Raw genomic sequence first — 19756 nt, forward strand, 5'->3', positions numbered from 1 at the left:
CGTTCGGACCGGACGCTCGCCGCCGGGACGGGACGGTCGCCGAGGACCACAACGTAGTTCTACCAGCCGATAATATACGGATACGATGGCGTTCAGCGATCACCTCCTCGAGACGGGAGAACCGATCTGGGAAGCGCAGTTGCAACACCCGTTCGTCCGCGAACTCGCCACGGGGACACTCGAGGAAGCGGCGTTTCTCCACTGGGTGCGACAGGACTATCGCTACCTCCTGGATTACGCCCGCGTGTTCGCGATCGCGGGGGCGAAAGCCCGGGACGAGGAGACGATGACGCACCTGCTGGGCGTCGCTCACGAGATCCTCGACTTCGAGATGGACCTCCACCGGAAGTTCGCCGCCGACTACGGGATCACGCCGGCAGAGCTCGAGACCGTCGAAAAGGCACCGACCTGCGTCGCGTACACCAACTTCCTCGTGCGGACGGCTCACGAGGGATCGCTCGCCGAAATCGCGGCGGCGATCTACCCCTGCGGGCAGGGATACCTCGACGTCGCCGAACACATGGCCGACCTCGCGGACGAGGACCACCGCTACGCGCCGTTCATCGAGAAGTACACGAGCGACGAGTTCCGCGAGGCAGTCGACTGGATGCGAGCGTTCGTCGACCGATGCGGCGAGCGCTATCCCGGCGAACGCGAGGCGATGGAGCAGGCCTTCCTGACCAGCGCGAAACTCGAACACCGGTTCTGGGAGATGGCTTACACGCAGGAGGGGTGGGACGTGACTACCGACACCGGCCCACCGTGATCCGAGAAACGCGTCACCGCGACGACCTCCACACTCAGCTGTGACCCGACACCGGAACCGGCTCGTACGGCTCCTCGAGGTATGCGATATCCGACGACGAGAGCGAAATCTCGAGCGCCTCGACGGCCTGCTCTAAGTGCTCGACGCTCGTGGTTCCGATAATCGGTGCGTCGACCCAGTCCTTGTGAAGCAGCCAGGAGAGGGCGATCTGAGCCATCGTCACACCCTTCTCGGCGGCCACTTCGGCGACGCGCTCGTTGATCTCCCGGCCACCGCCCTCGCGGTAGGGGTGTTCGTACATGTTCTCCTCCGTCTCGCCGCGCGTCGTCGCATCTATTTCTTCGTGCGGGCGCGTGAGATAGCCTCGAGCCAGTGGGGACCACGGGAGGACGCCGACGCCTTCCTTCTCACAGAGCGGGAGCATCTCGCGTTCCTCCTCGCGGTAGACGAGGTTGTAGTGGTTTTGCATCGTGACGAACCGCTCGAGGTCCAGTCGCTCGCTCGCGTGCAGCGACTCGGCGAACTGGTGGGCCCACATCGAGGAGGCACCGACGTAGCGCACGTGCCCGCGTCGGACCGCGTCGTCGAGGGCACGCATCGTCGTCTCGATCGGGGTATCGTCGTCCCAGCGGTGGATCTGGTAGAGGTCGATCGTGTCCATCCCGAGTCGCTCGCGGCTGGCCGCGAGTTCCTGCTCGATCGCCTTCCGGGAGAGGCCGCCCGAGTTCGGATCGTCCTCGCGCATCTGGAAGTAGCCCTTCGTCGCGACGACCGACTCCTCGCGGTGGCCCTCGAGGGCCTCGCCGAGGATCCGCTCGGACTCGCCCTTCGAGTACATGTTCGCCGTGTCGAAGAAGTTGATCCCGAGGTCGATCGCGCGGTCGATGATCTCCTCGCTTTCTTCCTCCTCGAGGACCCACTCGCGCCAGTCGCTCGAGCCGAAACTCATACAGCCGAGGCAGAGTCGGCTGACTTCCATACCCGTGTTTCCGAGCGTCGTATACTCCATACCGGGGCGTACGAACCGGACCGAAAAAACAGTACGTGGGTCGGCAACCCGTCCAGTAGTTCCGTTCTCCGTCATTTTCCCGTCATCGATGTTCGTCCTCGCGCTCCCGTTTCGCCCAGCAGCGAGCGCGTTCCGGTTCTCAGAGCAGAGCCCGAATCAGCGCCCCGAACACCGGCAGACCGATCGCGCTCGCGACGGTGACGTAGACGATCGGTGACATCTCGAGGACGCGCCACGCGGAGTCGCCGAGTCCGATCGCGAACGCCGCCAGGACGATCACGCCGAAGCCGAGCGCGCCGGCGAGTGCGCGCCAGACGGTCGGCGAGATGAGCCCGACAAGCGCGCCGGCGAGGACGAGACCGAACCAGTGGAGCCACGCGAGCGCGAGTCCGATACTGACCACCACGAGGACGGCGACGCCGTGCGCCCGTGGCTCCGTTCGCACGCGCTCGAGAACCCGTTCGACGTCCGCGAACCGCTCGTCCGCGGTCACGACGATCCCTCCTCGAAGGTAACGTCGGGCTCGCCCTCGAGCGTCCGATCCATCGGTTTCTGGTCGTTCGCGAGCCAGCGCTCGAACTGGTCGCCGTAATGCTCGGAAAAGTAGTCCCCCGAGTTCCCGCCCGGGAGCACCGCCGTCGCCTCGCCGCCGGGTTCGACGACCATGCGCCAGCTCGCGCCCACCGCCGAGTCGACGCGGTAGTTTTTTACCGTCGCCCGCGAGCCGTCCGCCGCTCTCTCGGGATAGTTGAGGAAGGGCGCCTCCTCGCCGAACGGGTGCTCGATCACGCGCGTCGAGTTCCAGTCGCCATAGGTGTCCCACCCTTCTTCGTCGATTTCGTCGAGGGCCGCCTCGAGCGCCTCGAGCATCGTCTCGGCTCGCGACCGTGCGTCGAAGAACGCGCTCTCCTCGGGCAGCGTCGCGATCATCCAGTCGTCGGGGTAGTACGACTCGTCGAGCCCGGCGTCCTCGAACGCCGGTTCGACGACCAGCCGGCCGAAGTGGTCCATCCAGCGGGCGAAGACGAGCGCGCCGCGGGAGTCCGGCTCCATCTCGTACTCCCACGCGGCGAGCGTCTCGGCTGCGTCCTCGAGCGCGCCCCCGGGGTCGTCGGCGGACTCGACGGTCTCGAGCAGTTCCGGTACCAGCTGTTCGGCCCGGCCGTCGTAGACGTCGTTCTGGAGGTCACGGTGGAACGCGGGATCCGTGGACTCGCCCGCCTCGACGCGTTCGTCGAGCCGGTCGTAGATGCGCGCGCCGCGGTAGGGGCTCGCGTATGCCACGCCGACGTAGTGTTCGGGGTCGTCCGCGACGCGCTGGTTGGCCGTCGCGAGGACGTCCGGATCGATCGCGTGGGGCTTCTCCTCGAAGGGGACGAACCCGTTCCAGGAGGACTCGCCGAAGGGGGTGAACCCATCCCACTCGCCCTCGCCCGCGGAGCCGTCGAAGATCCGGTTCCCCGAGACCGCCTCGCCGTCGACCGTCCGGATCGGCAGCTTGCCCGTCACGTAGTACAGCGTCCGGCCGTCGGCGTCGGCGTAGACGAGGTTCTGGGTCGGCAGATCGAACCGGCGGGTCGCCTCGAGCAGGTCGCCGACGCCCTCGCTTCGCTCGTACTCGTAGATCGCTTCCGTCGTTCGCGTGGCCGTGTGGCCGGTCCAGGCGACGCCGACCGTCCGCTCTTCGCGCTCGATCACCGGTCCGTGGACGGTCTTTCTGACGGTGATCGTCCGGTTCTCGCCGTCCGCGACGGCGATCTCGCGCTCCTCGGTCTCGAACTCCCGCCACTCGCCCTCGTAGCGGTAGCGCTCGCCGTGGTCGTCGATCTCGTACCGGTAGCAATCCAGCACGTCCGCGCCGACGTTCGTGAACGACCAGGTGCCGTGCTCGTTCGCGCCGGTGATGACGAACGGGACGCCGGGGAAGGTCGCGCCGCGGACCGACGTCTCGGGCGTCTCGACGTGCTGTTCGTACCACAGCGGCGGCGTCATCAGCGAGAGGTGCGGATCGTAGGCGACGATCGGCTGCCCGCTGGTGGTGTGGTCACCTGAGACGACCCAGCTGTTCGAACCGACCCCCGTCGGCGACTCGAACCGCGAGAGCCAGTTCGTCAGGGCCGGATCGACCGGCTCGCTCGCGATTGCGGACTCGCCGCCGTTCGCCTCGAGCCGGTCCCCGCCTACCGACTCCCGCAGGATCGGCACGTCGTGGTCCATCCGCTCGGGGTAGAGTTCCTCGAGGATGTCCTCGCCGAGTCGGTCGGCGATCAGCGCGCGGCGGAGTTCGCCGAAGTTCCCCGTCAGCGTCCACGAGATCTGTTTCTCCATCAGCATCGAGTCGACGGGCGTCCACGGCTCCGGCTCGTAGCCGAGCAGTTCGAACTCGAGCGGCAGCGCGCCGCGGTCGATGACCGCGTTGACGCCGTCCGCGTAGGCCTCCACGAGCGGACCGGCGGGCGTCTCGGCGACGTACGCCCAGGTCGCCTCGGCCGCGCCCGCAAAGTCCATCGCGGCGTGGAACTCGTCGTCCTCGAGCGTTACTTCGCCGACGAGTTCCGAGAGCTGGCCCCGCATGACCCGCCGCTGCAGGTCGAGTTGCGCGAGGCGGTCGAACGCCTGGACGTAGCCGACGGCGAAGTACGCCGCGGCCTCGTCGTCCGAGTCGACGTGTGGCACCCCGAACTCGTCGTACCGTACCGTCGCGGCGCCGTACGGACTCTCGACGGTCTCCGGCAACGTCCTGTCGGCCGCGTCCCAGGCGCTTCCCGAGAGCGGCGCGAACCCCTCGAGCAGCTCTCGAGCGGACGTGAGCGTCAGCCCGCCGACGCCGGCAGCGAGCGCGCCGGCGAGGACGGCGCGCCGAGTCGGATCTCCTGTCACTACAGGAAGGATTCGACGCCGACTACATAACTGTCAGCGTTTGAACGAAACGTCGGGGCTCCGAACGAACGCGCATCGTTCGTGTAGACGAACGTCCTTAACCGTCGTTGCCTTACTACCGGGTATGACTCGGCTCCAGGTCGCGTCGACCCCGGACGGCCGCCGACTCGAGGCCTCGCACGTCTTCGCCGTTCCCGCGGCGGAGGCCTGGGAACTGCTCGTCGACACGCAGCGGTGGCCGGAGTGGTCGCCGCTGATCTCCGGCGTCGAAGCGACGGATCGGCGGGTTCGACCGGGTACGACCGGGCGAGTGAGTCTTCCCGGCGCCTGGCTCCCGTTCGAAATCACCTCCTGTGCGGATCACCGCTGGACCTGGCAGGTCGCTCGACTACCCGTAACCGGCCATCGCGTGGACGACCTCGGCGACGACCGGTGTCGACTCGTCTTCGAAATGCCCCTGCGCGCGTCCGGCTACGCGCCCATCTGTCTGCGAGCGCTCGAGCGGATCGAGACTCTCCTCGAGGAGAGAGCGGACGCTCACTGAGCGCCGTCACAGCGTCTTCGGTAATCCTGTGTTAGCTGGTTCAGATCCGAACTGGTATACTGTGCCGAACCGTAGGAGCGAATAGATTCCCACGATGGCATCTCCCCAGTCCTCGAGTCGACACCAGGAACAGGACGCTGCCTGTCCGGTCGTCGAATCGCTCGAGCAGATCGGTTCCCAGTGGCGACTCGCCGTCCTCCACACCTTGCTCGGCGGCGAACACCGGTTCAACGAACTCAAGCGGGCGACCGGCGCCAACGCACGCACGCTCTCGCGTGTGCTCGACGATCTCGGTGAGATGGGCTTCGTCGAACGCCGCCTCGAGGAGGACGCCCCGATCGCCACCTACTACAGCCTCACCGACAAGGGCGAGTCGCTCGAACCCGTCTTCGACGAGATCGCGTGCTGGGCCGACAGCTGGCTCGACGAGGAGGAACTCGAGGAACGGTAGCAGCGCCGACGGGAGCGGTGCTACAGCGTCTTTTCTACTTCGGACGCCGGAAAGGAGGTCCGCCGATCAGTACGGCAGGAAGTACAACACGACGGCCAGGAACGGAATGAGCGCGAGTAACATCGCGACCGCGTACCCGAACATCTCTCGCGCCCTGATCTGCGTGATCGCGAGCAACGGGAGCGCCCAGAACGGATTCAGCAGGTTCGTGTGAGCGTCGCCGACGGCGTACGCCATCGTCGCGTGTCCGACCGGGATGCCGAGATCCTGCGCGGCCTCGAGGACCGACGGCCCGAGGACGATCCACTCGCCGCCCCCGGAGGGGACGAAGAGGTTGACGACCGCGGCGGTGAGCCAGGCGATCACGGGGAACGTCTCCGGCGTCGAGACCGCCAGGAGTCCTTCGGCCATCGTCTCGGCGAGGCCGGAACTGGCCATCATTCCCTGAATGCCCGCGAAGAAGGGAAACAGCAGGATGATTCCCGCGGCCGCGCTCGACGCGTCACCGAAACGTTCGCGGTAGACCGCTGGCTGGGTGTAGATCGCCACCCCGACGAACAGGAACGCGAAGTTCAATACGTTCAGATCGAGGGCGTCGAGTCCCTGCGTGTAGAACTGCCAGCCGACCACTGCCACGCCGGTCAGGGCGATGATCCCGCCGAGGATTCGGCTGTTGTCGATCTTCTCCGCCGGAACGACGTCGTCGTTCGACTCGGCCGACGCTTCGCCTTCCGGCCTCGCGTCGCCGCCATCAGTCACCGGCTCGAACAGGTCTTCTTCGGAAATGTACTCGGTGATCGCCTGGGAGCGTTCCGGTGTCGGCGACAGCAGGTACAGTACGATCGCCGCGAAGACGATCGACAGCGCGGTGAGCGTGAGTGCGTACGTGCTGAAAATCGTCGCGGACGTTCCGACGGGTTCGTCGATGATGCCGAGTTCGATGAACTCGTTGCCCGGCGTCGCGAGCAGGAGCGGCGCGGATCCGGACAGCCCCCAGTGCCAGGTGAGTCCGAGGCCCATGTAGCCGGCCACGCAGAGTAACGGATAGTGAACGTCGATCCCCTTCCGGTAGGCGGCTTTCCCCATCTCCCGGGCGAAGATCGCGCCGACGACGAGACTGAGCCCCCAGTGGATCCAGGCGAGAGCCATCGCGACGACGCCGACGAGAACGACCGCCTGTCCGCTACTGGTGGGTATCGTTGCCAGCCGTTGAAGCGCGTCGTTGACGCGAGGATGATAGCCGATGACGAACCCGGTCATGATGATCAACACCATCTGCATCGCGAAGGTCAGGAACTCCCAGAACCCGTCGTACCAGAAGATCACCATATCGGTTGGACCCTGTCCCTCGACGACCATTCCGACCACGAACACGATGTACGACAGAATGATCGCGAACAGGAACGGACTCGGCATCCACCGCTCGACGACGTTCGCGATTCGCTCCCCCATTCGTTCGATTACGTTGCCCCCCGCTGGCGTTTCTGCCGACGATGCCATGTGTGGACTGTTACCTAATCATCTGTTAAATACTTATGTGAGGAAACGTGTGGAAGAACGCGTCGTGAGCTGTTTTCGGACTGGTCTCGCCTCGATCCGTCGATTTCACCGCCGGCTTCACACGAACGTACCTGCCGTCGGAGCTGAAATACCCACACCGACGGTAGAGCCGACGGGACTGTTCACGTCGTTCGCCGGTCGATAGCACGGCCTCGTGCGTGTGCTCGTCGGTCGCCGGTCCTCGCTCGAGCCCGAAGCGGACGAGTCCTAGAACGCCGTCGATACCTCGTCAGTCCTCGGTATCGAGTTCGACCAGTTCCAGCGAGCGGTCGAGGTGACAGACGTCGTGTGGCGGGTCGCCGACGATATTCTGAATGCGGTACTCCTCGTCGAACGCCGCGCCGTCGGGTTCGCAGTACTCGTGGCTCGGACACTCGACGTACGGACAGGGGCCGGAGAGGCTCGCCTTGCTGCCGGCGAACGCGCCCTTCGAGGGGATGTTCGCCGTGACGGAGACCGGTTCGACCTCGACGGCGCGAACCCCGCCGTCGTGCATTGCGCACTCGAGCGTCTGGGCGTTCTCGCGGACGGACGTGACGCGGTACCTGGTGTCGGTCGAGAGGTTGAGACACTGGCTTCGGTACGGACAGCCGGCGCAGCCGTCGGCCTCGCCGTGGTAGACGAACTCGGTTCCCGGCTCGGCCAGGCGGGATCCGACGAGGGTGACAGTCGACATACGAACCGATAGTCGCCAGGGCTGGTTAAGCCTCACGTCCACGCGGTCCGGACGGGGTCGGCGTTTATTAGTCGATAGTAACGCGATTTCGTTATTCAGAATCAGGCCCGAAACTGAATTGGTCGATTCGGTACCGACAGATGCGGATGGAACGTTCGGCGTCGAATCTGCAGCCCTCCCCAACCACCGCCGGATAGGACTGAAAGGGCAGGCTTTCGCCGTGATAACTACAGAAGCGGACTCCCCTCGCACGAACACAGGGGATGGCCACACCCTCCCCAGCCGACTCACTCGCTGACGGGCTCATGGCCGCTGGCCGTTCGCCCGTCCGCGGCGCTACGCGCCGCGCTCCGCTCGTTCGTCCCTCGCACACTGGTGTCGACCGTCCTCACTGGTGCTCACGGTTCCCTTCGGTCACCGTTCGCTTTCCGAGGTGCTCGCAGGCTCGCACCTCGCTACGTTCGGCCGGTCGACAGCGCGCGCCACCGCAGCGAGGGTTGGCCAGAACGAAGTGAGACATCGTTCCCGTGCACGTAACGTGAGTTTCACGTGACCTACTGAATAACCAAACCGTGCGACCAACTACTGTTATGATTCCTGCGCGACGGTGCCGGTGAGTTCGTCGAGCCGTTCGAAGTAGCGCTCGCGAGGCACCTGGTACAGGTCGCGGTAGTCGATTTCACCGTTGTCGAACCGCTGGGCGAGTTCCACGGTGCACTCGAGCCCTTCCGCGCGCGTTTCGAACCGGTGCGTGTCGTTCAACGAGACGTCCGGCTCGAGGTAGAGCGTCACGAACCAGTCGTTCTCGAGGGTCCGGTCGGTCGGGTTGGTCCCCGGCCGACGGGTCCGCTTGCCGTGTGTCAGGTACAGCGTCGGCAGACAGGCCGCGGGAAACGCCTCCCCGTTGAACACGTCTGGTCGATACGCGAGCACCAGACGGCCATCCTCGCCGGCCGACCAGACCTCCCAGGCGTCGGGGAGCGACTCGAGTTCGGTCATAGCCGGCGGTAGGAACGGCACCCGTAAATCAGCGTCGTCGACCCGCCGACGAACTGTCGCCCCTACCGACCCGCTCGGTCGGGCCGGGCGCCCGAAAAGAACCGTTCTCTCGAGGATATATGAGATTCGGTGAACGAACGCGCGCCGGCGAACACGGGGCTTGCAGGCCGAGAATTTATTCGGCTGCCTCCTCTCCATGGTATGTGGTACCAGTTACTATCCATTATAATCTACACTGTTTCCCTGAAATAAAATTCTGCTAAATACCTTTTGGGGCTAACTTTAAGTAGCTGGATTACTCACTCATTAAATACTATCGGTATCCGTTCGCCGGACCGATCCACTCCGCGCCCGTCCCCGGCGCACCGCCGTTCGAGACCGGTGACCCGGATCTCGCGCGACGTCGAGTGGTGATAGATCACACATGGCATGGCACACCGACGCCGCCCGCACAGGTTCGCGCTCTCCGCGAGCTATCTCGCCGGGTGCACCGAGCGCGTGGGGTCTGTGCCGGGCTGCGACGGTACGGCGGATTCCGACGGTCCGGCCACGCGATGCCACGGCTGGTCGAACGACGTCAACTCCGATACTACCCGACGACGGGGGAGACTGTAACTGGCAATGATACCATGAACGGTGACATCGAGACGCTCGAGAAGCTCAGTACGGATTACAAGGAATCGATGCCCGCAGACCTGCGGGAGACCAAATCCTTCGACTGGTACCTAGAAGAGTGCTACGAGGACCCGAAAATCGCCCGCAACGCCCACCAACGGGTCGCGGACATGTTCGACTACTACGGCACCACCTACGACGAAACCGAAGGGGTGGTGGAGTACGAACTCGCCTCCAAAGACCCGCTCGGCGACGGCGAGAACACCTTCTACGGGAAGGTCATCCACCAGTCGATCCACGAGTTCGTCAACAAGGTGAAATCGGGCGCTCGACGACTCGGTCCGGAACGGCGGATCAAACTCCTGCTCGGACCGGTCGGCTCCGGGAAGTCACACTTCGACAAGCAGGTCCGCAAGTACTTCGAGGACTACACGCTCCGCGAGGAGGGGCGGATGTACACGTTCCGGTGGACCAACCTCTGTGACGTCATCCAGGACCAGGATCCGTCCGACGATGTCGTTCGGTCACCGATGAACCAGGATCCGCTCGTCCTCCTGCCCCTCGAGCAGCGCCAGCGGGTGATCGACGACCTGAACGAACACCTCGATGCGCCGTACACGATCCAGAACGAACAGGCCCTGGACCCCGAGAGCGAGTTCTACATGGACAGACTGCTCGCCTACTACGAGGACGACCTCCAGCAGGTGCTCGAGAACCATATCGAGATCGTCCGACTGGTCGCCGACGAGAACAAGCGCCAGTGTCTCGAGACGTTCGAACCCAAGGACAAGAAAAACCAGGACGAGACGGAACTGACGGGCGACGTCAACTACTCGAAAATCGCCATCTACGGCGAGTCCGACCCGCGAGCGTTCGACTACTCGGGGGCGTTCTGTAACGCCAACCGCGGCGTGTTCTCCGGCGAGGAGCTGCTCAAACTCCAGCGGGAGTTCCTCTACGACTTCCTGCACGCCACCCAGGAGCAGACGATCAAGCCGAAGAACAACCCGCGGATCGACATCGACCAGGTGATCGTCGGCCGGACGAACATGCCCGAGTACAAGGACAAGAAGGGCGACGAGAAGATGGAGGCGTTCAACGACCGCACCAAGCGGATCGACTTCCCGTACGTCCTCTCCTACGAAGACGAGGCGCTCATCTACGACAAGATGCTGAACAACGCCGACGTCCCTGACATCAACGTCGAGCCACACACGCTCGAGATGGCGGGACTGTTCGGCGTCCTGACGCGGGTCGAGGAGCCCGACACCGAAACCGTCGATCTGCTCTCGAAGGCCAAGGCCTACAACGGCGAGATCGACGAGGGCGACGATATCGACGTCAAGAAGCTCCGCGAGGAGGCCGAGGCGAAAGCCGAGATCGGCGAGGGGATGGTCGGCATCTCGCCCCGGTTCATCGGCGACGAGATCGCCGAAGCGATCATGGACTCCAAACACCGCAGCCGCGGGTTCCTCTCGCCGCTGACGGTGTTCAACTTCTTCGAGGAGAACCTGGAGCACCACGGCTCCATCCCCGAGGAGAACTTCGAGACCTACTACCGCTACCTCGAGACGGTCCGCGAGGAGTACCGCGAGCGCGCCATCGAGGACGTCCGCCACGCGCTGGCCTACGACATCGACGAGATCCAGCGCCAGGGCGAGAAGTACATGGACCACGTGATGGCCTACATCGACGACGACACGATCGAGGACGAACTCACGGGCCGCGAACAGGAACCCGACGAGACGTTCCTGCGTAGCGTCGAGGAGAAACTCGCGGTGCCCGAAGATCGCAAGGAAGACTTCCGCCAGGAGGTGAGCAATTGGGTCTCCCGGCGCGCCCGCGAGGGCGAGGCGTTCAACCCGCAGGACAACGAACGGCTGCGCCGCGCCCTGGAGCGCAAGCTCTGGGAGGACAAGAAGCACAACATCAACTTCTCCGCGCTAGTGTCGGCCAACGAGTTCGACGACGACGAGCGCTCGTCGTGGATCGACGCGCTGATCGAACAGGGCTACTCCGAGGAAGGGGCCAAGGAAGTGCTCGAGTTCGCCGGCGCCGAGGTCGCCAAGGCCGAGATGGAAGACTAACATGAGCGGACACGACTACGTCACCGAGGCCGACCGCACCCTGGAGGAGACCTACGAGGAGCCGATGCCCCTCGCCACCTACGTCGACCGGGTCTTCGAGAACCCGACGATCGCCTCCCACGCCTCGAAGTACCTGCTCGAGGCGATCGAGGCCGCCGGTACTCGGACCGTGGTCGAGGAGGGAGAGGAGAAGGAGCGCTACCGCTTCTTCGACGATCCGCACAACGACGGCGAACACGCGATCCTCGGCAATACCGAGGTGCTGAACCAGTTCGTCGACGATCTCCGGTCGATCGCCGCGGGTCGAGCGAAAGACGAGAAGATCATCTGGTTCGAGGGGCCGACGGCGACCGGCAAGTCCGAACTCAAGCGCTGTCTGGTCAACGGGCTGCGCGAGTACTCGAAGACGCCCGAGGGGCGACGCTACACCGTCGAGTGGAACGTCACTACCGCGGATGTCGAAGAGCGCGGGCTGAGCTACGGCGGCGATCCGACGGCCGTCGACGACACGAACTGGTACGAGAGCCCCGTCCAGGCCCACCCGCTCTCGGTCTTCCCCGACGCGATCCGCGAGGACATCCTCGAGGAGCTGAACGGCCAGCTCGAGGATCACGTCCCCGTTCGGGTCGACGCGGAGCTCGATCCGTTCTCCCGGGAGGCGTACGACTATCTCGAGGAGCACTACCGCCGGGAGGGAAAGGAGGCCCTGTTCTCGGCGATCGCCGACGACCGTCACCTGCGCGTGAAGAACTACGTCGTCGACATCGGCCAGGGCGTCGGCGTCCTCCACAGCGAGGACGACGGCCGTCCCAAGGAGCGACTCGTCGGCTCCTGGATGCACGGGATGCTCCAGGAGCTGGATTCGCGCGGGCGGAAGAACCCGCAGGCGTTCAGCTACGACGGCGTGCTCTCGCAGGGCAACGGCGTCATCACGGTCGTCGAGGACGCAGCCCAGCACGCCGACCTGCTACAGAAGCTGCTGAACGTTCCCGACGAGCAGTCGGTGAAGCTCGACCAGGGGATCGGGATGGACGTCGACACGCAGATGCTGATCATCTCGAACCCCGACCTCGAGGCCCAGCTCAACCAGCACTCCGACCGCAACGGGATGGATCCGCTGAAAGCGCTCAAGCGGCGACTCGACAGACACGAGTTCGGCTACCTGACGAACCTGAGCCTCGAGACGGAACTCATTCGCCGAGAGCTGACCAACGAGACGGAGGTCTGGGAGGCGGACCGCTACGGCGACCTCGCCGACCGCATTCGCGAGCCGGTGACGGTGAGAGTCAAAGACCGCAACGGCGAGACGCGACCCCGTGAGTTCGCCCCGCACGCGATCGAGGCGGCGGCGCTGTACGCGGTCGTCAGCCGACTGGACGAGGAGGACCTCCCGAACGGGCTGGACCTCGTCGACAAGGCGCTGATCTTCGACCAGGGCTACCTCCAGGAAGGCGACACGCGCCGGGATAAAGAGGAGTTCGACTTCGACGGCGACGGAGAGGACGGCGATCACGGGATCCCCGTCACCTACACGCGGGACACCCTCGCGGAACTGCTCCAGACCGACCGAGACCGCCACCACTCGGAGCTCCCGGTCGAGGACGTCGTGATGCCCCGCGACGTGCTGAACACGATGGCCGAGGGGTTATCCGAGGCGCCGGTGTTCTCGACGGGCGAGCGCTCGGAGTTCGAGAACCGGGTCGTTCCGGTGAAGAACTACGTCTTCGACCAGCAGGAAAGCGACGTCATCGAGGCGATCATGCACGAGAAACGCGTCGACGAGGAGACCGTCGCCGAGTACGTCGAACACGTCTACGCGTGGGAGACCGACGAACCGCTGCACAACGACCGCGGCGAACGCGTCGAGCCGGATCCGCTGAAGATGAAGCTGTTCGAGATCGAACACCTGGGCCGGTTCTCCGAGGCCGAGTACGAAGGGAACATGCCCCGCGAGAGCGTGCGAAACTTCCGTCGCGAGAAGGTGATCACGTCGCTGAACCGCCACGCGTGGGAGCACCGCAACGAAGACTTCTCGGTCGAAGACGTCGATCTAGCGGCGATTCCGGTGATCAAGTCCGTCCTCGAGAGCCACGACTGGGACGACGTCGAGCGGACCTTCGAGGACTTCGACCCGCGCCAGTGGGACGACCCGCCGAGCGGGACGGAGACCGAGACGGTCAAAGCACAGACGATCGAGACGATGGTCGAGCGCTTCGACTACTCCGAGGCGTCGGCCGAACTGACCAGCAGACACGTTATGGGACAGGTGTGCTACAGATGGGACTGAAAGACGACCTCGAACGATTCCGCGAAGTCGGCGAGAACCGCCGCGAAGATCTCGCCGACTTCATCAAGTACGGCGATCTCGGTGGCGGCCGATCCGACCAGATCGAGATTCCGGTCAAGATCGTCTCGCTGCCGGAGTTCGAGTACGACCAGCGCGACCAGGGCGGCGTCGGCCAGGGCGACGGCGGCACCCCCGACGTCGGCCAGCCGGTCGGCCAGCCACAGCCCCAGCCGGGTGACGACGACGGCGACGGCGACGAACCCGGCGAGGAGGGCGGCGACCACGAGTACTACGAGATGGACCCCGAGGAGTTCGCACAGGAACTCGACGAGGAACTCGGACTCGACCTCGACCCGAAGGGCAAGAAGGTCGTCGAGGAGAAGGAAGGCCCCTTTACCGACCTCACCCGAACCGGGCCCGACAGTACGCTCGACTTCGAGCGGATGTTCAAAGAGGGGCTGAAGCGCAAGCTCGCGATGGACTTCGACGAGGAGTTTCTACGAGAAGTCTGCAAGGTCGACGGCTTCGGCCCCCGCGACGTGTTCGAGTGGGCCCGTAGCGAGAACCTGCCCGTGTCGATGGCCTGGGTCGAGGACGCCTACGACGACATCCCGCCCGAGGAACGGAACACGTGGGCCTCGGTCGAGGAAGTCGAGGCGAACGTCGAACGCGAGAGCGTCCAGCAGAAGATCCGTCGCGAGGGGATCAAACACGTCCCCTTCCGTCGCGAGGACGAGCGTTACCGCTACCCGGAGATCATCGAGGAGAAAGAGAAGAACGTCGTCGTGGTCAACATCCGCGACGTCTCCGGCTCGATGCGCGAGAAGAAGCGGGAACTCGTCGAGCGCACCTTCACGCCGCTCGACTGGTATCTCACCGGCAAGTACGACAACGCCGAGTTCGTCTACATCGCCCACGACGCCGACGCCTGGGAGGTCGAGCGCGACGAGTTCTTCGGCATCCGATCCGGCGGCGGAACGAAGATCTCGAGCGCGTACGAACTCGCCGCCGAGTTGCTCGAGGAGTACCCCTGGAGCGACTGGAACCGCTACGTCTTCGCGGCGGGCGACTCCGAGAACTCGAGCAACGACACGGGCGAGCGGGTGATTCCGATGATGGAAGAGATCCCGGCGAACCTCCACGCTTACGTGGAGACCCAGCCGAGCGGCAACGCGATCAACGCCACCCACGCCGAGGAACTCGAGCGCCACTTCGGCACCGACGCCGACGACGTGGCGGTGGCCTACGTCAACAGCAAGGACGACGTGACCGACGCGATCTACGAGATCCTCAGCACGGAAGGTGAGACCGATGAGTAAATCCAACTCAAACGCCGACAGATTCCGCAAACAGGCGATTGCGACCGACCTCGAGGAACCGGTCCATGAGGCGCGCAACTTGGCCGAGAAGCTCGGCCTCGAGCCGTACCCGGTCAACTACTGGATCGTCGACTACGACGAGATGAACGAACTCATCGCCTACGGCGGGTTCCAGTCGCGGTACCCCCACTGGCGGTGGGGGATGCAGTACGACCGCCAGCAAAAACAGGGCCAGTACGGCGGCGGCAAGGCCTTCGAGATCGTCAACAACGACAACCCGGCCCACGCGTTCCTCCAGGAGTCGAACACGCTGGCCGACCAGAAGGCCGTCATCACGCACGTCGAGGCCCACTCCGATTTCTTCGCGAACAACGAGTGGTTCGGGCTCTTCACCCGGGGCCAGTCCGACGAGGGGCAGGTCAACGCCGCGGCCATGTTAGAGCGCCACGCCCGGGCGATCGACGAGTACATGTCCGATCCCGACATCGACCGCGCCGAGGTCGAGAAGTGGATCGACCACTGTCTCTCGCTCGAGGACAACATCGACCAGCACCAGGTGTTCAGCCGACGACAGGATATCGACGGCCCCGTCGAGGAGATCGACGAGGATCTGGCCGCGAAACTCGACGAACTGGAGCTCTCCGACGAGATCAAGGGAGAGGTGTTCGACGAGGAGTGGATCGAAAAGCTCGAGGGCGAGGATGGCCCCACGAACTTCCCGGAAACGCCCCAGAAGGACGTGCTGGCGTTCGTCCGCGAACACGGCAAGCAGTACGACGAGGAGGCCGGACGCGGCGTCGAGATGGAGCCCTGGCAGCGGGACGTCCTCGACATGATGCGGGCGGAAGCGTACTACTTCGCCGCCCAGAAGATGACGAAGGTGATGAACGAGGGGTGGGCCGCCTACTGGGAGTCGACGATGATGACCGACGAGGTGTTCGCCGGCGACGACGAGTTCCTCAACTACGCCGACCATATGGCGAAGGTGCTCGCATCGGGCGGACTCAACCCCTACAGCCTCGGAATGGAGCTGTGGGAGTACGTCGAGAACACGACCAACCGGCGGGAAGTGCTCGAGCGGCTGCTGCGCGTCGAGGGGATCTCCTGGCGTAACCTGACGGACGTCGTCGACTTCGACGAGGTCCTCGAGGTCCTGGAGCCGCCGGAAGCGCTCGCCAGCATCGATGCCGAGAGCCTCGACGATCTCGCGGCGCTTCCCGACGAGTGGATCGACGACGAAGCGCTCGAGCGCGCTCGGGAGGGCGAAATTAGCGTCGAAAAGTACCCCTGGAAGCTGCTCACCTATGAGGGACTCGCCCGCCGGCATTACTCGCTGGTCAAGCGCCAGAACCGCGGGTTCCTGAGCCGGGTCAACCAGAACGAACTCGAGCGGATCGGCCGCTATCTCTTCGACGACGCCCGGTACGAGTCGGTCGACGAAGCGCTCGAAGACGTCGACTTCAGCACCGGCTGGGATCGGCTCTTCGACGTGCGCGAGAGCCACAACGACGTCACGTTCCTGGACGAGTTCCTCACCCAGGAGTTCATCACGGAGAACAACTACTTCACCTACGAGCACTCGCAGGCGACGGGCCAGTTCCACGTCGCCAGCGACGCCGCGGAGGACGTCACGAAGAAACTGCTCTTGCAGTTCACCAACTTCGGGAAGCCGACGATCGCCGTCTACGACGGCAACTACAACAACGCGAACGAACTGCTGCTCGGCCACCAGTACAACGGTGTGATGCTCGATCTCGGGCAGGCCCGGGAGACGCTGAAGCGGATCTTCGAACTCTGGGGCCGCCCCGTGAACCTGCTGACGATCGTCAAAGAGGTCGACGAGCACGACGTCGAGGTCGCAAAGCGGCGCAACCGCGAACCCGAACCCGAAGAGCGCGGGAAACTCATTCGGTACGACGGCACCGAAGTGACGATCGAAGACGTCCCCTGGGAGGAGGTCGAGCACCTCGAGGCCGACGACATCGATTACGACACGAAACCCGACGAATGGCTCGCGTGAGCCGTCAGTTGTGCGAACTGGGATGGAAAAAACGGTCGCAACACTTTTACTGACTTTCACACATGGCTCACACGAGATGGATGGGGATGGGGGCGAGGCCGTCGAGCAGAGCCGTCGACCCGGCACGGCAGAGTTGCCGTCGGTACTCGCACGGCTCGACGCGCAGGAACCGGAAACCAGACGGGCTGCCGTACAGACCGTCCGTGAGAAGATCGACGACCGACCCGGTGCGTACGTGCCGACGGTTCCGAAACTCCGGGCGTTGTTGACCAGGCCGGAACTCGAGGTCCGGGAGGACGTCGCGTACTGCCTCGCCGAACTGGCCCGGGAGGCGCCGGCAGACGTCGCTCCGTCGGTCGGCGAACTCATCTGGTTCGCTGCCAAGCACGAACGAGCACCAGCGACGCGACACCTGCTTCGCTGTCTCGCCGCGGTCGCCGACGACCGGCCGGAGGCCGTCGCCGATCACGTCCCGACGATCGTCGACGTGCTGTCGGTCCGCCGAGGGTACGACCGCTGGGGACTCCGGACGCTGATGCACGTCTCGCGGACAGAGCCGGACGCGCTCGAGCCGGCAGTCCCGCTGCTTTCGGACGCGCTGGCGGCGAACCCCGAGGCGAACGGGACTCCGACGCTCACCGTACTGGGTCGTATCGCCCGCTCGGAACGCTCGCTTTCGTCGCTCGCGTTCGTCGAGCACGCGATCGAACTCGTCGATCACGACGACGACTCGCTGCGTCGGAACGCGATCGGCTGTCTGGCCGACGTCGCCCACCAGACGCCGTCCGCGGTCGAGGAGGCCTGTCCGCAGATTGCGGCGGCCCTCGAGAACGACGATCCGAAAACGCGGGCCAACACGGCGGTCACGATCGGCCGCGTCGCCGCCGGACGACCGGACGTCGTCGATCCCGTACGGACGCAGTTGCTCGAATTGCTCGAAGACGAGTTCCCGTCCGTCCGCGCGAACGCCTGCGTCGCACTCGGCTACGGGAACGTTACCGAAGCCCGCGAGCGACTCTCACGGCTCGCAACCGAGGATCCGGAGCCGAGCGTGCGCGAGCGGGCGGCGTGGGCGTGCGATCAACTTTCGTAGCCACGGACGGGTATCGTTTCAGCGACCGACGAGCTGAATCGGCCGATCCGCGGAGATACAGTCGACGCCGCGGAGGCCGAGAATTCGGGCGGTCGTCCACCGCTCGATCGCCCACGCGTGTATCTCGAGGTCGACCGCCTTCGCTCGGGGAACGAGTTGCGTCGTCAGACAGCGCCAGTAGTTCGCACCGATGACGTCGCAGTCGAGTTCGACGGCGGTGGTGACCGGGGCGTCGAGGCGGCGGCTGACGAGCAGTCCCGTGGGCTGGTCCCGGTCGAGTTCCCGGATCGATCGCAGTTCGGGGAGTAAAAAGGAGGTGACGACGACCCGATTCTCGACGCCTGCGACGGCCTCGAGGACGTCCCCGGCGATACCGAGCTCTTTCATCTCGAGGTTGACCTCGACGTGGGTCGGGAGTGCCTCGAGCATCTCCTCGAGCGTCGGGATTCGCTCTCCCGACTCGAGCACCGCAAGCGTCTGCAGCTCCTCGAGTGCGGTGTCGGCGACCGTGCCGACGCTCCCGGTGACCCGGTCGACCGTCTCGTCGTGGATCACGACGAGCTCGCCCGATCCGCACCGTCTTACGTCGAACTCGACGGCGTCGGCGCGCGTTGCTGCGGACTGGACGGCGGCGATCGTGTTCTCTGGAGCCGTCGCGGCGAAGCCGCGATGAGCAATCAGACGCATTCGAACGAAGAGAGGATGGGGGGCGGCTTTAGCCTGTGGTCTGGTGCTCGCGTCACAGTTTCGACGCGGATGACACTCCAAATATGATGGTTTTCCGAGACAATTCGACGGTCTGCATAGTTGGAATAAACTACCGGAAGAGTCCCTAATGAACGACTACTCGTTAGCTAGACGTGATTACCGATCTCCGTCTGTCGGCAAACAGACTTATATAGTCACGATTAATAAACAGTCATAGAACTAGTGCTGAATGAAGGGACAATACGTTTCGCCCTCGGGATCCTCGGCTCTGGGGGAGCACCGATACACCTCCGCGACCGAGGACCGCGTCCGTGTGTTACTCGTCGAGAGTGACCCCGACGACGCGCAACTCGTCTGCGAGGCCTTCGGAGACGTTTCGACGGAGACGGCGGTCGACGTGGCGACGGACGGCGAGGAAGCGCTGGAGTTTCTCGAGCAGCGTGACGAGGCAACCCCGGTTCCAGATCTCGTTCTTCTCAACCTGGAGCTTCCCGGGATGGGCGGGCTCGAGGTTCTCGAGTCGATTCGAGGGGACGGCGAACTGGTCCATCTGCCGGTGCTCGTTCTGACGGACTCGAACGCCATCGACGACGTCAACGAGAGTTACGACCGCGCCGCAAACGCCTATCTCACGAAGCCGTCCGACCCCGCCGCGTTCGAGACCATCGCGAACGCGATCGAGCGCTTCTGGTTCGAGCGTGCGTCGCTCCCCCCGATTCACTCGTAGTCATCTCCTCGCTGT

The 19756-nt window shown here is 64.6% G+C and carries 16 protein-coding genes; 9 read left to right on the plus strand and 7 right to left on the minus strand.

Translation table 11 applies throughout. The features are described 5' to 3' along the window. The first annotated feature begins 85 nt into the window (after positions 1 to 85). Positions 86 to 766 carry a thiaminase II gene (gene tenA / locus CV102_RS03500; protein WP_148856487.1) on the plus strand — a complete coding sequence of 227 codons (681 nt, stop codon included), beginning with the start codon at positions 86 to 88 and terminating at the stop codon, positions 764 to 766. 34 nt (positions 767 to 800) lie between these two features. Here tenA and CV102_RS03505 read toward each other — a convergent pair whose 3' ends face one another. From CV102_RS03505 to CV102_RS03515, 3 genes are all read right to left on the minus strand, one after another. Next, positions 801 to 1775, minus strand: coding sequence for an aldo/keto reductase (locus CV102_RS03505; RefSeq protein WP_148856488.1), 975 nt, complete (start codon positions 1773 to 1775; stop codon positions 801 to 803). Positions 1776 to 1914: 139 nt separating this feature from the next. Then, positions 1915 to 2268: a hypothetical protein gene (locus CV102_RS03510; protein WP_306438829.1), complete on the minus strand. Its 354-nt coding sequence runs from the start codon at positions 2266 to 2268 to the stop codon at positions 1915 to 1917. After that, entirely contained in the window at positions 2265 to 4655 is a 2391-nt protein-coding gene (locus CV102_RS03515; protein WP_148856489.1) for a penicillin acylase family protein, read from the minus strand. Before CV102_RS03515 ends, CV102_RS03510 begins: the two co-directional genes overlap by 4 nt. Before the next feature lie 124 nt (positions 4656 to 4779). On the opposite strand from CV102_RS03515, the gene CV102_RS03520 reads away from it, so the two are divergent. Both CV102_RS03520 and CV102_RS03525 read left to right on the plus strand, forming a co-directional pair. Next, a complete protein-coding gene (locus CV102_RS03520; RefSeq protein ID WP_148856490.1) occupies positions 4780 to 5199 on the plus strand; it encodes an SRPBCC family protein in 420 nt (139 codons plus the stop codon). A 94-nt stretch (positions 5200 to 5293) separates the two neighbouring features. Then, positions 5294 to 5650, plus strand: coding sequence for a winged helix-turn-helix transcriptional regulator (locus CV102_RS03525; RefSeq protein ID WP_148856491.1), 357 nt, complete (start codon positions 5294 to 5296; stop codon positions 5648 to 5650). A gap of 66 nt (positions 5651 to 5716) precedes the next feature. Here CV102_RS03525 and CV102_RS03530 read toward each other — a convergent pair whose 3' ends face one another. The 3 genes from CV102_RS03530 to CV102_RS03540 form a co-directional block, all read right to left on the minus strand. Then, positions 5717 to 7150, minus strand: a complete 1434-nt coding sequence (locus CV102_RS03530) for a short-chain fatty acid transporter (protein WP_148856492.1) — start codon at positions 7148 to 7150, stop codon at positions 5717 to 5719. Positions 7151 to 7439: 289 nt separating this feature from the next. Continuing rightward, positions 7440 to 7886: a UPF0179 family protein gene (locus CV102_RS03535; RefSeq protein WP_148856493.1), complete on the minus strand. Its 447-nt coding sequence runs from the start codon at positions 7884 to 7886 to the stop codon at positions 7440 to 7442. A gap of 588 nt (positions 7887 to 8474) precedes the next feature. Further along, entirely contained in the window at positions 8475 to 8885 is a 411-nt protein-coding gene (locus CV102_RS03540; protein WP_148856494.1) for a DUF5820 family protein, read from the minus strand. Between the two features lie 629 nt (positions 8886 to 9514). On the opposite strand from CV102_RS03540, the gene CV102_RS03545 reads away from it, so the two are divergent. The 5 genes from CV102_RS03545 to CV102_RS03565 all read left to right on the plus strand — a co-directional run bounded on the left by CV102_RS03545 (position 9515) and on the right by CV102_RS03565 (position 18306). After that, entirely contained in the window at positions 9515 to 11587 is a 2073-nt protein-coding gene (locus tag CV102_RS03545) for a PrkA family serine protein kinase (RefSeq protein WP_148856495.1), read from the plus strand. A gap of 1 nt (position 11588) precedes the next feature. Beyond that, positions 11589 to 13874, plus strand: a complete 2286-nt coding sequence (locus tag CV102_RS03550; RefSeq protein WP_148856496.1) for a PrkA family serine protein kinase — start codon at positions 11589 to 11591, stop codon at positions 13872 to 13874. Beyond that, on the plus strand, positions 13865 to 15193 hold the full coding sequence (locus CV102_RS03555) for a YeaH/YhbH family protein (protein WP_148856497.1): 1329 nt from the start codon (positions 13865 to 13867) through the stop codon (positions 15191 to 15193). The genes CV102_RS03550 and CV102_RS03555 overlap by 10 nt, the downstream gene beginning before the upstream one ends. After that, positions 15186 to 17213, plus strand: a complete 2028-nt coding sequence (locus CV102_RS03560; protein ID WP_148856498.1) for a SpoVR family protein — start codon at positions 15186 to 15188, stop codon at positions 17211 to 17213. Before CV102_RS03555 ends, CV102_RS03560 begins: the two co-directional genes overlap by 8 nt. Positions 17214 to 17289: 76 nt before the next feature. Continuing rightward, positions 17290 to 18306, plus strand: a complete 1017-nt coding sequence (locus tag CV102_RS03565; RefSeq protein ID WP_148856499.1) for a HEAT repeat domain-containing protein — start codon at positions 17290 to 17292, stop codon at positions 18304 to 18306. A gap of 18 nt (positions 18307 to 18324) precedes the next feature. Here CV102_RS03565 and CV102_RS03570 read toward each other — a convergent pair whose 3' ends face one another. Continuing rightward, positions 18325 to 18993 (minus strand): glycerophosphodiester phosphodiesterase, encoded by a 669-nt coding sequence (locus tag CV102_RS03570; RefSeq protein ID WP_148856500.1) that lies wholly within the window; start codon positions 18991 to 18993, stop codon positions 18325 to 18327. A 250-nt stretch (positions 18994 to 19243) separates the two neighbouring features. Here CV102_RS03570 and CV102_RS03575 point away from each other — a divergent pair, with 250 nt between their 5' ends. Next, positions 19244 to 19741 (plus strand): response regulator, encoded by a 498-nt coding sequence (locus CV102_RS03575; RefSeq protein WP_148856501.1) that lies wholly within the window; start codon positions 19244 to 19246, stop codon positions 19739 to 19741. The last annotated feature ends 15 nt before the right edge of the window (positions 19742 to 19756 follow it).

The organism is Natronococcus pandeyae (assembly GCF_008122205.1).
In the GTDB taxonomy this organism is placed as follows: Archaea; Halobacteriota; Halobacteria; order Halobacteriales; family Natrialbaceae; genus Natronococcus; species Natronococcus pandeyae.

Bases quoted from the DNA above. Each gene is read 5' to 3' on its own strand.
- tenA (WP_148856487.1), top strand. From the start codon at position 86: ATGGCGTTCAGCGATCACCTCCTCGAGACGGGAGAACCGATCTGGGAA.
- CV102_RS03505 (WP_148856488.1), bottom strand. From the start codon at position 1,775: ATGGAGTATACGACGCTCGGAAACACGGGTATGGAAGTCAGCCGACTC.
- CV102_RS03520 (WP_148856490.1), top strand. From the start codon at position 4,780: ATGACTCGGCTCCAGGTCGCGTCGACCCCGGACGGCCGCCGACTCGAG.
- CV102_RS03525 (WP_148856491.1), top strand. From the start codon at position 5,294: ATGGCATCTCCCCAGTCCTCGAGTCGACACCAGGAACAGGACGCTGCC.
- CV102_RS03530 (WP_148856492.1), bottom strand. From the start codon at position 7,150: ATGGCATCGTCGGCAGAAACGCCAGCGGGGGGCAACGTAATCGAACGA.
- CV102_RS03535 (WP_148856493.1), bottom strand. From the start codon at position 7,886: ATGTCGACTGTCACCCTCGTCGGATCCCGCCTGGCCGAGCCGGGAACC.
- CV102_RS03540 (WP_148856494.1), bottom strand. From the start codon at position 8,885: ATGACCGAACTCGAGTCGCTCCCCGACGCCTGGGAGGTCTGGTCGGCC.
- CV102_RS03545 (WP_148856495.1), top strand. From the start codon at position 9,515: ATGAACGGTGACATCGAGACGCTCGAGAAGCTCAGTACGGATTACAAG.
- CV102_RS03550 (WP_148856496.1), top strand. From the start codon at position 11,589: ATGAGCGGACACGACTACGTCACCGAGGCCGACCGCACCCTGGAGGAG.
- CV102_RS03555 (WP_148856497.1), top strand. From the start codon at position 13,865: ATGGGACTGAAAGACGACCTCGAACGATTCCGCGAAGTCGGCGAGAAC.
- CV102_RS03560 (WP_148856498.1), top strand. From the start codon at position 15,186: ATGAGTAAATCCAACTCAAACGCCGACAGATTCCGCAAACAGGCGATT.
- CV102_RS03565 (WP_148856499.1), top strand. From the start codon at position 17,290: ATGGATGGGGATGGGGGCGAGGCCGTCGAGCAGAGCCGTCGACCCGGC.
- CV102_RS03570 (WP_148856500.1), bottom strand. From the start codon at position 18,993: ATGCGTCTGATTGCTCATCGCGGCTTCGCCGCGACGGCTCCAGAGAAC.
- CV102_RS03575 (WP_148856501.1), top strand. From the start codon at position 19,244: ATGAAGGGACAATACGTTTCGCCCTCGGGATCCTCGGCTCTGGGGGAG.